The sequence below is a fragment of the Nocardia otitidiscaviarum NBRC 14405 genome (genome assembly GCF_000308635.1).
Classification (GTDB): Bacteria; Actinomycetota; Actinomycetes; order Mycobacteriales; family Mycobacteriaceae; genus Nocardia; species Nocardia otitidiscaviarum.
This window is the reverse complement of the sequence record NZ_BAGD01000035.1, coordinates 41,133-55,829: the sequence shown is the minus strand read 5'-3', so window position 1 is coordinate 55,829 and position 14,697 is coordinate 41,133. Positions and strand designations below refer to the sequence as shown.

General features: G+C 69.2%; 8 protein-coding genes. 4 read left to right on the top strand and 4 right to left on the bottom strand.

What is annotated here, in order from left to right; genetic code table 11:
• Positions 1-2,167: 2,167 nt before the first annotated feature.
• Positions 2,168-3,562: a MinD/ParA family ATP-binding protein gene (locus tag ON31_RS05525; protein ID WP_255221990.1), complete on the top strand. Its 1,395-nt coding sequence runs from the start codon at positions 2,168-2,170 to the stop codon at positions 3,560-3,562.
• A 48-nt stretch (positions 3,563-3,610) separates the two neighbouring features.
• Here ON31_RS05525 and ON31_RS05520 read toward each other — a convergent pair whose 3' ends face one another.
• Positions 3,611-4,114, bottom strand: a complete 504-nt coding sequence (locus ON31_RS05520; RefSeq protein ID WP_029923711.1) for a DUF4254 domain-containing protein — start codon at positions 4,112-4,114, stop codon at positions 3,611-3,613.
• A 174-nt stretch (positions 4,115-4,288) separates the two neighbouring features.
• On the opposite strand from ON31_RS05520, the gene ON31_RS05515 reads away from it, so the two are divergent.
• On the top strand, positions 4,289-5,128 hold the full coding sequence (locus ON31_RS05515; RefSeq protein WP_051036894.1) for a GntR family transcriptional regulator: 840 nt from the start codon (positions 4,289-4,291) through the stop codon (positions 5,126-5,128).
• The gene (locus ON31_RS05510; protein ID WP_081592240.1) at positions 5,125-5,736 is read left to right on the top strand and encodes a GNAT family N-acetyltransferase; all 612 of its coding nucleotides are present in this window, start codon (positions 5,125-5,127) and stop codon (positions 5,734-5,736) included. Before ON31_RS05515 ends, ON31_RS05510 begins: the two co-directional genes overlap by 4 nt.
• A 20-nt stretch (positions 5,737-5,756) precedes the next feature.
• Here the strand turns inward: ON31_RS05510 and ON31_RS05505 are convergent, their stop codons facing one another.
• Genes ON31_RS05505 through eccD form a run of 3 tightly spaced genes read right to left on the bottom strand, consistent with a single transcriptional unit; the run spans position 5,757 to position 12,687 of the window.
• The gene (locus tag ON31_RS05505) at positions 5,757-9,782 is read right to left on the bottom strand and encodes a type VII secretion protein EccC (protein ID WP_039809934.1); all 4,026 of its coding nucleotides are present in this window, start codon (positions 9,780-9,782) and stop codon (positions 5,757-5,759) included.
• A 17-nt stretch (positions 9,783-9,799) separates the two neighbouring features.
• The gene (mycP, locus tag ON31_RS05500) at positions 9,800-11,218 is read right to left on the bottom strand and encodes a type VII secretion-associated serine protease mycosin (protein ID WP_039809931.1); all 1,419 of its coding nucleotides are present in this window, start codon (positions 11,216-11,218) and stop codon (positions 9,800-9,802) included.
• Positions 11,215-12,687, bottom strand: coding sequence for a type VII secretion integral membrane protein EccD (gene eccD, locus ON31_RS05495; RefSeq protein WP_039809928.1), 1,473 nt, complete (start codon positions 12,685-12,687; stop codon positions 11,215-11,217). The genes mycP and eccD overlap by 4 nt, the downstream gene beginning before the upstream one ends.
• Positions 12,688-12,840: 153 nt before the next feature.
• Here eccD and eccA point away from each other — a divergent pair, with 153 nt between their 5' ends.
• On the top strand, positions 12,841-14,676 hold the full coding sequence (gene eccA / locus ON31_RS05490) for a type VII secretion AAA-ATPase EccA (RefSeq protein ID WP_039809925.1): 1,836 nt from the start codon (positions 12,841-12,843) through the stop codon (positions 14,674-14,676).
• The last annotated feature ends 21 nt before the right edge of the window (positions 14,677-14,697 follow it).

The following is a 14,697-nucleotide window of genomic DNA, read 5'->3' as shown; positions in this document are numbered from 1 at the left end:
ATCCCCACACCCACCGACCCCCACCACACCGGCCACCGCGCACCCGCCGACCCCAGCCGCACCGGCATCTCCACAACCGCCGATCCGCACCCCCGGCGAGACCGCGCCCGACGGCCCGCTCCCGCCAGCACAGCAGTACCCCCCACTGCCACCCGCACCGCACCGGGATACGCCACACGCCACAGGCTCGCCCACGCACTCCGCGCCCGCCCCGAGTTCCCCCACGCACCCGGCACCCGTACCGAACGCCCCGGCACAGTCCGTGCCCTCCGCGAATTCGGCACCCACCCCGAGCCGGGACTTCACCCGGCCACCCGCTCCCATCGCGTCCGAGGCTTCGACGCGCGACACCGCACCTGGCCCCGCGCCGACGCCCGCCCGGACACCGGCAGCCGAGCCGACCTCTCCCGACACCCCCGCCGCCGCGCACCCCGGCAGCACCGCACCCGCCCGGACACCGACGGCCGAGCCCTCTTCGCCGCCCCCCGGTACGCCCGACGGCGCCGACCCGAGTGGCACCGCACCCGCCCCGGGTGCCGCACCGACCTCCGGCCAGCAGTCGTCGCGTCCCCCCATGCCGACCCCGGCTCCCGCCCACCCCGCGGCCCCGAACCAAGCACCGGACCCCAACGCCGCGACCCGCCCACCGCTCCCACCGCGTCCGCCGCTCCCGGACCCGCCCCCAACGGCCTCCCCGACCTCGACTCCCCCCGGCACCGACCCCACTCCTGTCGGAGCCCCGTCCAGGCAGCCCCCCTCGCCAGCCGACGATTCTCGACAGGCCGAACAACGCCCGCCACTGCCGGAGGCCCCGGCGAACACGTCCGCCGGCTCGAATTTGGCGGGGCGACAGACCAGTTCCGCACCGAACGGCAGTGTCCCGCCGCAATCCACGCCCACCCACGGCACCGTGGGCTCCACCCCGGCGAACACCGACTTCGATGGTTCGGCCGTGCCGGGCGCGACCGCCGCACCGCACGGTGAGGTTCCCGAGGCCCGCACCGCGCCTGCGGGGACCCCGCCACCGTCGGATAAGGCACCGGACTCGGCGGCCCGCGACACCCCGACCGCTGCTCCTCCCACGCGGCGGTTCGACCTGCCGGACGCCCCTCCTAGCGGTCACGCGCCAGCGGCCGAGCCGGTTCCGGGCACGTCCCCCGGCGGTAGACACCGCGCCCCGACCACGCCACCGCCGAGCCCGCCCACGCGCTACGGCACGCCCCAGCCCGGCGGCCCGCAGCATCCCGGCACGGCGAATCCGGCTACCCCCGAAGGGAAACCGTCCGCCGCTCAGCCGCACACACCCGCGGCCGAACAGCGCTGGACCGCTCCCCCGACCGTCTCGCCGACGCACCCGGCACCGGACGAAGCTCGCCCCGACACCGCGGCCGAGTCTCAGCCCTCGTACGCGACTCCGCGGCCACCAGACCCGCGGACACCACCCGCGCGCGGTGCACAGGTCCCCGGTTCGACAACCGCGCGGGAGACGGACTCGGCCGGTCCGCTGGCACCCGACACAACCAGTCCCGGCTCCATCGACCGTGGACCGAGTTCGCCCGCACTACAGCGCAACACACCGGCCGACGACCGCCAGGCACCGGATACGACGGGTTCCGACCCTGCCGACCGTGGGCCGGGTTCGCCCGTACCGCAACACAACACACCGGCCGACCATCCCCAGACAACGGACGCAACCGACCCCGGTCCGGGCGACCGTGGGTCGAGTTCGCCCGTACCGCAATACAACACACCGATCGACCATCCCCAGACAACGGACGCAACCGACCCCGGCTCAGTCGGCCGTGGATCGAGTTCGCCCGTACCGCAGAGCAATCCCGCTCCCGGCCACCCGGCACTCACGCCGCAGAATCGGTGGGCCGCCCCACCGGCCGCACATCCTGAGCACCGGACGCCGGAAGAGCGGCCGACCAGCGGTCCGATCGACCGACCGGGATCAGGCGGGGCGGGAGCGCAGGGGGTCGGCCCCTGGGCAAGCGCCGCGACCGGTCCCCAGGCGGGTGGCCCGCACTCGACCGGTCCGTCGCACACGGTTCCACCGGGTTTCGAGTCCGGCGACGGCGCGCCGCAACCGGATGCGGCGCGGTTCCAGTCCGAGCAGCAGGCTCCGGAGCAGGGGCATGCCGCGCCCTACCCGCCCACGCCGACGATGGCCTCGGAGCAGGACGGACAGCCTGGACAGCCTTGGCAGCAACAGCAGCCGACTGCGTACCCCCAGCCTCCCGAACCGCCCTCACCGAACCTCTACGCCCAGGCCCCCGAACCGCCCTCACCGAGCCTGTACACCCAGGCTCCGGAGCAGCCCTACGCCACGCACGCTCAGCCTGATTCCGGCGAGCGACCCGACTCCGGCGAGCGGCCCGAACCGGAGCGGCCCGCTCAGGGCCGACCCGAGCAGCCGAATCCGGGCCAGCCCGACTACGGCAGCCGGGCCGGACACCCGCACCCCGGTCCCGCCTACCCACCTCACCCCGGCCAGCCCAACCACGCTCAGCCCAGCCAGCCCGGCTACGGTCAGCCTGGCTACGGCCAGCCCGGTGCGCCCGCACAGCCGGGTTACGGCCCGGCGGGAGGCGTCCGTCCGTACGGCAATCCCGCTGCCGCGCAGGGCGGTCCGATCCCCTCACTGGATGACGTCCCGCTGCGCCGCGCCAAGAAGGCCCCGGGTTCGGGGTGGCGGAGGGCCGTCCATCACATGTCCGGCGGCGCCATCAACCCGGGCATGTCCGCCGAGGAGCGCCGCCTGCAGGAGCTGGTGGCCCGCATTCGCCAGCCCGTGCGTGGTGACTACCGCATCGCGGTGCTGTCCTTGAAGGGCGGTGTCGGCAAGACCACCACCACCATGGGCCTGGGTTCCATCTTCGCCTCCATCCGCGGTGACCGCGTGATCGCCGTGGACGCGAACCCCGACTTCGGCACCCTCTCCCAGCGCGTCGCCCTGCAAACCCGCTCCACGGTGCGAGATCTGTTGCTGGACGAGCACATCCAGCGCTACTCCGACGTCCGCCGCCATACCTCCCAGGGCACGAGCCGCCTGGAAGTGCTTGCCAGTGAACGCGATCCGGCCGCCTCCGAAGCCTTCAGCGAGGAGGAGTACCGCAACGTGGCGCGCATCCTGCAGCGCTTCTACAACATCATCCTCACCGATTGCGGTACGGGTCTGATGCATTCGGCCATGGCGGGCGTCCTGGATCTGGCCCACTCCCTGGTGCTCATCTCGTCCTCGGCCATCGACGGCGCCCGCAGCGCCGCCGCCACCCTGGACTGGCTGTCCCTGCACGGCCACGACCACCTGGTCCGCAACGCGGTGGTGGTCATCAACCTCCCCCGCCAGGGCTCCCCCAATGTCGGCATCCAGCAGCTCCGCGAGTACTTCCTCGCCCGCTGCCGAGCCGTCCACATCATCCCCTTCGACCAGCACCTGGCCGAGGGCGCGGAAATCGACCTCGCCCGCCTGCACAAGACCACCAAGCGCGCCCTGGTGGAACTGGCCGCCACCGTGGCCGACGACTTCACCGCCGAGCACCGCCGCTATCGCGGGTAGTGCCGTGTCCGCCACCGACTGGGGCGGACACGGCGCACACCGGACGATCTACCAGGCGGGCAACCGCCGCCGTCCCGCCAGCACATCCCGCACCAAATCGTCATATGCGTCCGACAATTCGGCCAAATGGTGCCAAGCGGAATGCAGAATTTCATCATTGGCGTCAAGCGTCATCAACGCGTGATGTGCTCGCACCGACGCTTCCGCCAGCCTGTCGATGACCGAACCGACCGTTTCGGTGTGTAGAGTCGCACCCAGCCGATGTTGGGGCAGATTGCGCACGACCCAGTCGTCGATCGCCATGACCAATTCGATTCGGCGTCGTTTGTTCTCGACGATGGAGGTTGGGTCCGTATCCGGCCCGGTGCCGCCCCGCCCGACTAGACGCTTCTCATGCAATACGGCCAGGTCATGGGCGAACCACAGCAGTGGCCCACCGATGACGCGGTGGCCGCGGCATGCACGCAGGAGTAGGTCCGAGGGCGGCAATAGGCCCGCCGTCAGGGGCTGCGACTCGGCGTCCGAATAACCCGGAACGTCGGGAAGGGCCACTACGACCGTATTGGATGTCTCCGAAACTGCCACGTTGCCTCGCGTTCATCGCTGACCAACACGCATTCAGGACGTTCATTACAATAAACCGAGAAATGCGTGTGTCAAGCCTCACACGGCGGTTCGTGGGGCGGAGTAGACTTCGATGCCTTGAAGCAACAACCGAGGAGCGAGATGGCGGACGGTCCGAGGTATCAACGGATCGCAGACCTCCTCCGCGAGGAGATCCGAGGCGGCAAGTGGAAGCCCGGCGATCGACTACCGAGCCACAACGAGCTGGCCGAGCAGATGCAGGTGTCGATCACGACCGCCCGCAACGCCATCCAGGTCCTCGTCGCCGAAAACCTGGTCTACACGGCCACTTCCCGCGGCACCATCGTGCGCAGCCAGGAAGTGCTGGAATCGGTTGTCACCAACCACATCCGCCCGAACCGCCCCCGGGCGGCGCACGACATCTTCGAGGAGATCGCGCGCGCCGCCGGACGTGAGCCATCCAAGCAGTTCACCGCCCGTATGGAGCCGGCGAGCGCGGAGGTGGCGCATTGGCTGGGGATCGCGAAGGACTCGTGGGTGGTGGCGCGTACAGTCGTGCAATACCTGGACAACGAACCGTGGTCCTGGGAGGTGAGCTTCTATCCCAGAGACCTGGCCGAGGCCACCGGCATCGACTGTCCCTACGACATACCGGAGGGCACCACGCGCAGACTCGCCGACCGCGGACACGCCGAGACGGCGCACCGCGACAGCATCGTCGCCCGCCCGGCGACCTCCGAGGAGGCCGCCGTACTCGGCGTCGGCCCCGGCACCTTTCTGCTCGACCATCTGCGCATCGGCGCCAATCACGACCGCGTCACCCGAGTGACCAGGCATCGTTCCACTGCGGCACGCAATCGCCTCACCTACGAACTCGGCGACGACAGCGGCACCGAGATGATCCGCCGCGTCCTCGGCGTCCCCTCGGCACCCGCCAACTCCCACTCCTTCGGCAACTCCCTGCTACCCGGCTCACCATGACGCTTCGCATCCGCCCAGCCCGCCTCGATGATCTCGGGACCATCTGTAGGCTCCGACTCCAACGAACGGTATGGCTGGCGGCCCGCGGCAGTGATCAGTGGACCCGCGAGGGTCGTGGCCTACCCATCGAGACCTTCGCCGGTTCGGTCGCGCAAGCGATCAGCAATGGCGAAACCTGGATGGCGGAGGTCGACGGCGAACGCGCGGGAACCATCACGGTCAACGACCGCGCCGACGAAGGACTCTGGAGCCCAGGGGAATTGGCCGACGCGGTCATCGTGCACTACATGATCGTGGATCTGCGCTTCGCGGGACAGCGGGTCGGGGAAGCGCTGCTGGCCCACGCGGCACGGATCGCCCGGGACCGGCATCGCGGCTGGGTTCGTCTGGATGCCTGGTCCGCCAATGCCGACCTGCACGCCTACTACCGGCGGGCCGGATTCCACCTGGCCCGTTTCGCGGGCCCGGAGGCGACGGGCCCGTCCGGTGCGCTGTTCGAACGCCGCACCGAGAGCTGGGCGCACCGGCCGGTGCGGTCGCTGGCCGACAGCATGTACCCCCTGCTGACCACGGCGACCCCGGACCAGGATGCCCCGGCGGCTCGGTAGCCAGCCGGGGCGCCGCCCGGTCACTCCGGCGGCAGGTCGATGATCTGCACCATGCGTTGTCCGGAGCGCGTCCACAGCACGCCGCGCCCGGGGGGCAGCTTCGAAGGCCGGATATCGCCGATGATCTTGCCCTCGTCCCGGGGGCCGCTCATGATCAGAGCGGGCACCGACATGTTCTTCATGGCCCCGAGCAGACCGCCGTAGAGAGCGCGGGATACGCCACCGGTATTGCGGGTGACGACGATGTGCAGGCCGATATCCCGTGCCTGCGGCAGCAATTCGATCAGCGGGCCGAGCGGATCCTGCATGCCGCCCGTGGAGACCATGTCGTAATCGTCGATGACGACGTAGATCTCGGGACCGCTCCACCAACTGCGGTCGCGCAGCTGCTGCGGGGTGATGTCGGAGCCGGGGATCCGCTTGGTCATGAACCCCACCACCTCCTTGATCATCGGTCCGCAGGTCTGCGAGGACGTCGAATACCCCGCCAGCTGATCACCTTCCAGCGTGCCGAGCAGGGTGCGGCGGTAATCGATGAGGATGATCCGCGCGGTCTCGGCGGTGGAGTTCTCGGCGATGCCACGAATCAGCGTGCGCAGCAGGGTCGTCTTGCCGGACTCCACGTCCGCGAAGGCCATGAAGTGCGGATCGGAACCGAAATCCAGTGCCAGCGGCTGCAGTTCGGCCTCGTCGATACCCACGACCACCCGGGTGGGGCTCTGTTCGACACCCCGGGCCTGGGCCAGTCGCAGCACCTGTTCGCGCGGCAGATGCTCCGGCAGCATCCGCACCTCCGGTGCCCGGAGTTCGCCGTAGAGCTGGGCCATCTGCTCCCGGGAGGTCGATACTCCCTCGGCGAGAGTCTGCGCATTGGTGTCGGAGTCCAACCGCGGCAGCGCGATGAGCATGTGCAGCTGGTCGGGGGTCAGGCCGCGGCCCGGCCGGTTCTGCGGCACATTGGCGGCCACCCGCCGCCCCAGCTCCGAATCGGAGGGATCACCGAGCCGCAGCTCGATCCGAGTTCCGATCTGGTCCTTGATGTTCGCGCGGATCTCACGCCACGCGTTCGCACCCAGGATGAGGTGGATGCCGTAGGACAGGCCCTGCTGGGCCAGCGCGGTGATCTGACCGACGAGACTGTCGAAATCGTCGCGGATGACCATCCAGTTGTCGATGACGAGGAAGACGTCACCGAACCGGTCGGCGAGAATCGGATCGTCGGTCCGGCCCTGCGCCTTCGCGGCATCCTTGCGCCGTCGGTAGTCGGCCATGGATTCGATGCCGAGCTGGGTGAAGTTCTCCTCGCGCTGTCGCAGCAGGGTGGTCATCTCGGCGACCGTGCGACGAACCCGGTCCACGTCCATGGCCCGCGCGATCGAGCCGACATGCGGGAGCCCGTTGAGACCGACCATGCTGCCGCCACCGAAGTCGAGGCAGTAGAACTGCACCTGTTCGGGCGTGTGGGTGGCCGCGGCGGCCATGATGATGGTGCGCAGTGTGGTGGACTTACCGGACTGCGGACCGCCCACCACCGCCACATGGCCCTGTGCGCCAGACAGATTGACGGTCAGTACGTCGCGACGCTGCTCGTAGGGCTTGTCGATGATGCCGATCGGCATCCACAGCTGGCCGTGCCGGTTGACCGGCGAACGCCAGTCCGGATCCGGCAGCAGCATGTCCACGGTGGGCGATTCCTCCAGCGGCGGCAGCCACACCTCGTGGGCGGGCCGGCCGTGACCGGTCAGCCGCTTCACCACGACCTGGAGCAGACTGTCGGGCACGCCCTCGTCGCCCGCGGGCGGGGGTGGCGGCAACAGGTCCAGCGGATCCAACGGGTTCTCCGGCTCGGGTGCCTCCAGCACCTCGACCGGGGACGCGGTGAACACTCGCGGCGGCGCGTCGATGACGGCGCGCCCGTCGGCCTGCCGGGTGGCGCGGGGTGCGACGTAGGGTCCGGACACGTAGGTCGCGTTGAACCGCAGCGGGTCGGAGGCGTCGCTCTTCAGGTAGCCCGCACCGGGGACGGAGGGCAGGTGGTAGGCGTCGGTGATACCGAGCACCGCACGGGATTCGTTGGCGGAGAAGGTGCGCAGACCGATCCGGTAGGACAGGTGCGAATCCAGTCCACGCAGTTTGTTCTCTTCGAGCCGCTGTGAGGCCAGCAGCAGGTGGACGTGCAGCGACCGGCCCAGTCGGCCGATCATGACGAACAGGTCGGCGAAATCCGGCTTCTGCGCGAGCAGTTCGGAGAACTCGTCGACCACGATGAAGAGCGCGGGCAGCGGATCGAGGGCGACACCGGCGGCCCGGGCCTTCTCGTAGTCGTTGACATTGGCGAAATTGCCCGCCTCGCGCAGCAGTTCCTGCCGCCGGTTCATCTCACCGGCCAGCGCGTCCCGCATGCGGTCGACCAGCTCGATCTCGTCCTCGAGGTTGGTGATCACCGCCGCCACGTGCGGCAGCGGGTCCAGGCCGAGGAAGGTGGCGCCACCCTTGAAGTCGACGAGCACCAGGTTGAGCTGATCGGGCGAATGCGTGGCGACCAGGGAAAGCACCAGGGTGCGCAGGAATTCGGACTTGCCGGAACCGGTCGCACCGATGCACAGACCGTGCGGTCCCATGCCGTTCTCGGCGGATTCCTTGATGTCGATCTCGACGGGCGCCCCGTCGGGGGTGATGCCGATCGGCACCCGCAACCGCTCGCGTCCGGCTCGCGGCCGCCACACCTTGGCCGGATCGATCTGCGCGGCATCCGGAATCTTCAGCAGCGCCATGAGACCGGGATCGGCGGTGGTGCTGGAACTGTCGCCGAGGCTGACGATCTGTGCCGCGGTGGCGAGCCGGTAGCGGGCCAAGCCACGGGCGAAAGACTCCGCCTCGGCCAGCGTGACCCGGTCCGCGGTGGCGAATTTCTCCGCGCCGACAGCGCTTTTGGCGAGGATGTCCCCACCGGTGGCGACCAATTGCAGTCCGCGGCGCACGGCGAGGCCGTTCTCGGGTGCCGTGAGGTCGATGACCGTCACCGAGTCCAGACCGGATTCGCTGACGAGGCGCTCGGTTCCATTGACGTAGCCGTCGTCGATGACGACCACCAGATGCAGACGCCCCTGGGTCGGCTGGGGATTGCGCATGAAGCGCCCGCGCTCGAGCAGATCGTCGGCCAGCCCGGTTTCCAGCTCGCCCAGTGATCCGTACATCATGCGCACCGCGCCCATGCCGTCGCGTTCGGTCCGGTGCTGCAGGTGCGGCAGCCACTTCGCCCACGCCCAGGTCTCCGAATCCGGGTCCGAGCAGACGATGGCGACCGCCACGTGGTCGGGGCCGTGGAACGCGCAGAGCTCCATCAGCATGGCCCGCACCAGCCCCCGGCTGTCTTCTTCCGGCCCTTCGATATTGATGGCGGGGAAGGCGCGCAGGGAGACCGCGGTGGGCAGGTGGTGCACCACGGAGTGGGTGCGCACGAACCGGCGCAGCGCCACGGTCGACACCGGTTCGAGATCCTCCAGCGGACCGGTTTCCGGGCGGGCGAGCTTGGCGGCCAGGCGGTGAGTGCCGATGCCGACACGGACATGGCCGAAATCCGGATCGTTGGGCCGGCGTTCCCACATCCGCCGCGTGCCGATGATGGACAGCAGGTGGTCCGGTGCGGGATGACTCCACACCAACGTGTCCAGCTGTTTAGCGGCCGTGCGCCGCACCTCGCGGCGGGTCTGGTCCAGGTACCGGAAGTAGTCCTTGCGTTCCTCGTTGAGTTCGCCGGCGCTCTTGTTGCCGCTGCGCTGCCCCATCATCATGCCGGCCATCGACATGATCATCATCATGGGGAACATCATCATCATGGGGTTGGTCAGAATGGACCGTCCCATCGTGGCGAAGATGACGAGCATGCCGATCACGGCGACGACCATCACCACCGGCATGATCTTGGTGATCAGCGGAGCCGGTACGGCCCGCGGGATCTCCGGCGGCGCGGTGAGCGCCATTTCGCCGCCCGGCGCGCGTGGTGGCGCAATGCGGGGCCTGCGCACGAAACCTTCGGTAGCCATGGGTATATCTCCGGTCGTTACGAATCGAGGTCGGGCAGCTCGTCGTCGCGGCGGGCACGGCGGTACGGAATCGAGATGGCGAGTCCGATGGCCAGCGCGGCGAGGCAGACGATGGATCCGACGGTGGCGACGAGCCGCGGCAGCGAGTCGGGGCCCTGGGGCCGGCCGGGTTCGGGAAAGGCGCGAGGCTGATCGGCGCCGACGCTCACCGGCTCCGCGGGCAGTTGTGCGGTGAGGGCGGCCAGGGGGTCGATGAGGCCCGCGCCGATACGGTCGTCGCGGCCCGGTCCGGGTCCGTGCGCGGTGCGGGTGATGCGGTCCATGACCTGCTGCGCGGAGAGTTCCGGAAAGCGTGCCCGCACCAACGCCGCCAACCCGGCCACGTACGGTGCCGCGAAACTGGTGCCGTCGATGGGCTGCAGGCCGTTCTGCCCCTGTACCGCGTTCACCAGTCCGGTGCCGCCCGGCTTGCTGTCGAGCGAGACGACATTGCGGCCGATGGCGGCGGCCCCGACCCAGGGGCCGTACAGCGTGAGCGCCGAGGGGTCGCCATTGGGGTCAACCGAGCCCACCGACAAAACGTACGGGCTGAACCAGGCCGGGGTGGCCACGGTCCGCACCTGCCCCCATCCGGTGCCCTCGTTCTGGTTCTCACAGCCGGATCCGAGGTTCCCGGCGGCGGCGACCACGACCACATTGCGGTCGTAGGCGTACCGGACCGCCGCGCCCAGTGGTGCGTCGGAGGTGTCGGATCCGGCGGGTACGCACGCGACTTCGGAGATGTTGATGACCGTCGCCCCCATGTCCACCGCACGCACCACGGCTCCGGCGAGGGTGAGCATATTGCCGTATCCGGACGAGTCGATGGCGCCCGGTTGCGGATTGCTGCGGCTGTCCTTGGCCCGGTAGGCGAGGCTGAGCTGGCGAATCGTGAGGATCTCCGCCTCCGGTGCGACCCCGACGAAGGCGTCGTCCGGGCTGGGCCGCGCGGCGATGATGCCGGCCACCAGGGTGCCGTGCCCATCGCAGTCGACCGTCCCGTCGCTGTCGGAGACGTAGTCGCCGCCGGCCTGCAGGGCGGGCAGCCGCGGATGCGGGTTCACACCGGTGTCGATGACGGCCACCTTCTGGCCCGCACCCCGGCTGAACTGCCAGGCCGCCGGGAGGTCGAGCACCTTCTGGGCGAGCGGCTCATCGCGGGGGGCCTCGCCGCGCAGCGTCGGTTCCGCGCAGATGGCGTGCTGTTCGGTCTCCTGTAGCGGGGCCGGGTTACCGCTGAGCGCCTGCGCTTCCCCGAGCCGACCGAGGTCGATCTCCGGCGGATTGACGGTCCGCACCGGCGCGGCCGCGGCCGGAGTGGACGGTCCCAGCAGCGCGGCACCGAGTAGCGATGCGGCGCACAGCGTCCGTGCCCAGGCCCCGGACCACCGACTCATATGTTCCGAGCCATCGAGTAGACGTCCATGATCCACAGCACCAACGGGACTATCGACACGATCAGGGCGTACTCGAACAGCTCGTTGCGCCGCCGGGTCACCGGCGTCACTTCGATGTGCGGACCGATCACGCCGAAGCCGATGGCACCCACCGCGAAGGCGAGCAGCAGTGCGGCGGAGAGCAGCAGCCGGTCCGGATCGTCCATGGCCAGCAGCACCAGCAGTGTGGTGAAGGTGAGGCAGCCACCGGCGATCAGGATGGTGGCCTGCGCGAGGTCGGCGAACGAGCGACCGCGCAGGCACAGAATGACGGATATGACGACGGCCAGGGTGATGCCCTGCCAGCGGGCCTGGCCGAATACGTCGGCCGCGCCGATCGCACCGAACCCGGCGCCCAGCGTCGCGCCGAGCACGATGCCGGTCTGGAACTGATTGGCCGCGCGGGCGCGCTGCCCCAGGCCCTGTGCGGACGGCAGCACCGTGGCGCCGATCGCGCCGATGCCCTCGATATTCGGGCGGGGCTCGTGGTCGGCGGGGTCGATGGCCGCACCGGCGGTCGGTACCGGCGGCACCGGCAACCGGGCCAGCAGGGCGGCCAGCCGCGGCACCATGGAGAGCAGAATCATCGAAGAGATCAGGATTCCGGCGGCCAGTTTCGGCAGGTCGGTATCCCAGATCATGTGCACGGCCGCGGCGACCCCGGCGAAGACGACGAGCGTGACGACGGCGGAGACGATGGCCGCGCCGACGCCGATGAGGCGGTATCCCACGACGGCGAACAGCAGGGTGGCCGAACCACCCAGCAGTGCGTGCGGGCTGCCGATGGCTCCGGGCACCGCCAGTCCCGCTCCCCCGAAGACGAGTAGCAGCATGCAGAGCATGAGTACGGTCGCGGTGAGCTCGTCACCGTACTTGCGGGCGGCGATGACGGCGGCCACCAGCGCGGCGATCGCGGCGCCGAGCAGCATGGCGGGTGCGACGAAGGTGTCGCCGTGGCCACGCGCGACCGCGCCGAGCAGTAGTGCGAGCACGGTGGCGAGCACGCCGACCACCAGGCCGGTCCAGCGCGCGGAGGCCACCGACCAGCCGCGGAAATCGTCGGCGGTGAGTCGGGACACCGCATCGATGACATCATCGAACAGCGCCGGCGACTCCTTCGCGGCGACGGAACGCAGCACCAGCAATTCGCCGTCGTGGATCTCGGCGTCATTGAGCGTCTGGTTGGGCGGGATCATGTCGCGGCCGAGTTTGGCCAGCGTCCAGTTCTCCACCTGGCCCGGGTTCGAGTCCTCCTTCTCGACCGGATCCGGATTGCGTGATTGGATGAGCTGCACCAGATCGCCCATGAAGGCAGCGATGGGTACGTTGGCCGGCAGACCGACGTCGAGCTGGGTGTTCCCCCCGATGACGGACACTCGGCACAATTCGGGCTCAGTGGCGCGGACGCCGCTGGTCGACTGTGCGGTCACTTCCTGAACTGCTCCTAGCTTCTCCCTCAGTTGCCCATTCAGGGCGGTTAACCATAATGTATCCGACAGTCCGCAGCAGTGCGACGGCACTGGGTTGGTGGGGATTGTGAACGAAAGTTAAACCAGGCTCAACGAATTCGGGGTTCGACCAATATGATCGACACTCGCCAGGCACAACGCGCATTCGACGCCGGGGTGCTGTCACTGGGATTGAGCATCGACGGACAGGAGTCGACCCGCGATCTCGAGTACGCGAAACTGGCCTTCCAGCGCGCCACCGAGTGGGATCCGACCATGTGTGACGCGTGGCTGGGGCGGGCCGCCGCGGGCGAGGTCACCAAGGACGTTCTGTACAACCTCCACAAGACCAGCACCACCACGCTCTACCGCGAGCAGCGCCGCCTCGGTCTGCCGCCGCGGATGTTCGCCGGACGTTTTCTCCCCGGCCTCTACATCGACTACCCGCTCGCCAGCTTCACCGAGATCTGGCTCGCGTACGCGGCGCAGCTGATCTCGGAAAAGCAGTACGACGAGGCCGAACGTATCCTCGACGACCTCGAGAAGCACCGGCGCGAACGCACGTCGGACCCGGACCGCGAGATCGACAACCGGATTGCCGCCTACGTGCGCGCGGTACTGCACTACAACACCCAGCGCTGGCCGGATGTCATGACCATTCTGGCGGGATCGGCGGAGTGGGAGGACCCCTATATCGCCGCGGGCGCCCATGTGATGGTGGGTACCGCGTGCGCGCAGCTGGGACTGTTCGGCGAAGCGGTGCAGCGCATGGAGAAGGCCGAGGCGGGGCCGATCCCGGCCGCCCGCACCGCCGCCATGTTCTGTCGCGGCCTGTGCCTGCGTGAGATGGGCAAGGCCGACGAAGCGCAGTCGCTGTTCGAGAAGGTGTACTCGCAGGCACCGGACTTCGATGCCAATACCGCCGCCATGCGCGACCGGACCTACCGCATCACGGTGACCGACAAGGAGGTCATCGAGGCCCGCACCGACAGGTGGGATCCCGCCTCCGCGCCCTCGCTGGAGGAGAAGGCCAAGGCCGAATTCGCCGACCGCGCCAAGAAGATCCTCGACGAGGCGCGGGCGGAGCTCGACAAGCAGATCGGCCTGGCCGCGGTGAAGACACAGGTGGCCAAGCTGCAATCGAGTGCGCAGCTGGCCAAGATCCGCGCCGAGAAGGGGCTGTCGAGTTCGGCGCGCGGCCAGCACCTGGCCTTCACCGGCCCACCCGGTACCGGTAAGACCACGATCGCCCGGGTGGTCGCCAAGATCTATTGCGGACTCGGCATCCTCAAGACCGACAAGGTGGTGGAGGCCAAGCGCTCCGATTTCGTGGGCCAGCACCTCGGCTCCACGGCCATCAAGTCCGAGGCGCTCATCGACAGCGCCCTGGACGGCGTGCTCTTCATCGACGAGGCGTACACGCTGATCCAGACCGGCCTCTCCGGCGGTGACGCCTTCGGCCGCGAAGCCGTGGACACGCTGCTGGCGCGTATGGAGAACGACCGCGACCGCCTCGTGGTGATCATCGCCGGATACGACGGCGAGATCGATCGCTTCCTGGCCGCCAACGACGGTCTGGCCTCCCGCTTCGCCAAGCGCCTGCAGTTCCCGTCCTACACCGCGCCGGAGCTGGGCCAGATCGGTCAGGTCATCGCCGGCAAACGGGATTCGGAGCTGTCGGAGGGCGCGCTGGAGCTGCTGGTGCAGACCTGTCAGCGGCTCTACGAGATGGAGAGCACCGATCAGAGCGGCCAGCCGCGTCGAGGCGTGGACCTGGCCGGTAACGGCCGGTTCATCCGCAACCTGATCGAGGCCGCCGAGGAGGAGCGGGAATTCCGGCTCGCCAACGACGATTCGCTCGACCTGAGCGCGGTCGACGAAACGGTCCTGATGCGGATCGAAGCTCCCGATATGAAGGCGGCGCTCACGACCGTTCTCACCTCGCTCGGCCTGGCGTCGGCCACGGCCTGATCGTCGGGGACAGGGTGGGCA

Bases quoted from the DNA above. Each gene is read 5' to 3' on its own strand.
- ON31_RS05525 (WP_255221990.1), top strand. From the start codon at position 2,168: ATGGCCTCGGAGCAGGACGGACAGCCTGGACAGCCTTGGCAGCAACAG.
- ON31_RS05515 (WP_051036894.1), top strand. From the start codon at position 4,289: ATGGCGGACGGTCCGAGGTATCAACGGATCGCAGACCTCCTCCGCGAG.
- ON31_RS05510 (WP_081592240.1), top strand. From the start codon at position 5,125: ATGACGCTTCGCATCCGCCCAGCCCGCCTCGATGATCTCGGGACCATC.
- ON31_RS05505 (WP_039809934.1), bottom strand. From the start codon at position 9,782: ATGGCTACCGAAGGTTTCGTGCGCAGGCCCCGCATTGCGCCACCACGC.
- mycP (WP_039809931.1), bottom strand. From the start codon at position 11,218: ATGAGTCGGTGGTCCGGGGCCTGGGCACGGACGCTGTGCGCCGCATCG.
- eccA (WP_039809925.1), top strand. From the start codon at position 12,841: ATGATCGACACTCGCCAGGCACAACGCGCATTCGACGCCGGGGTGCTG.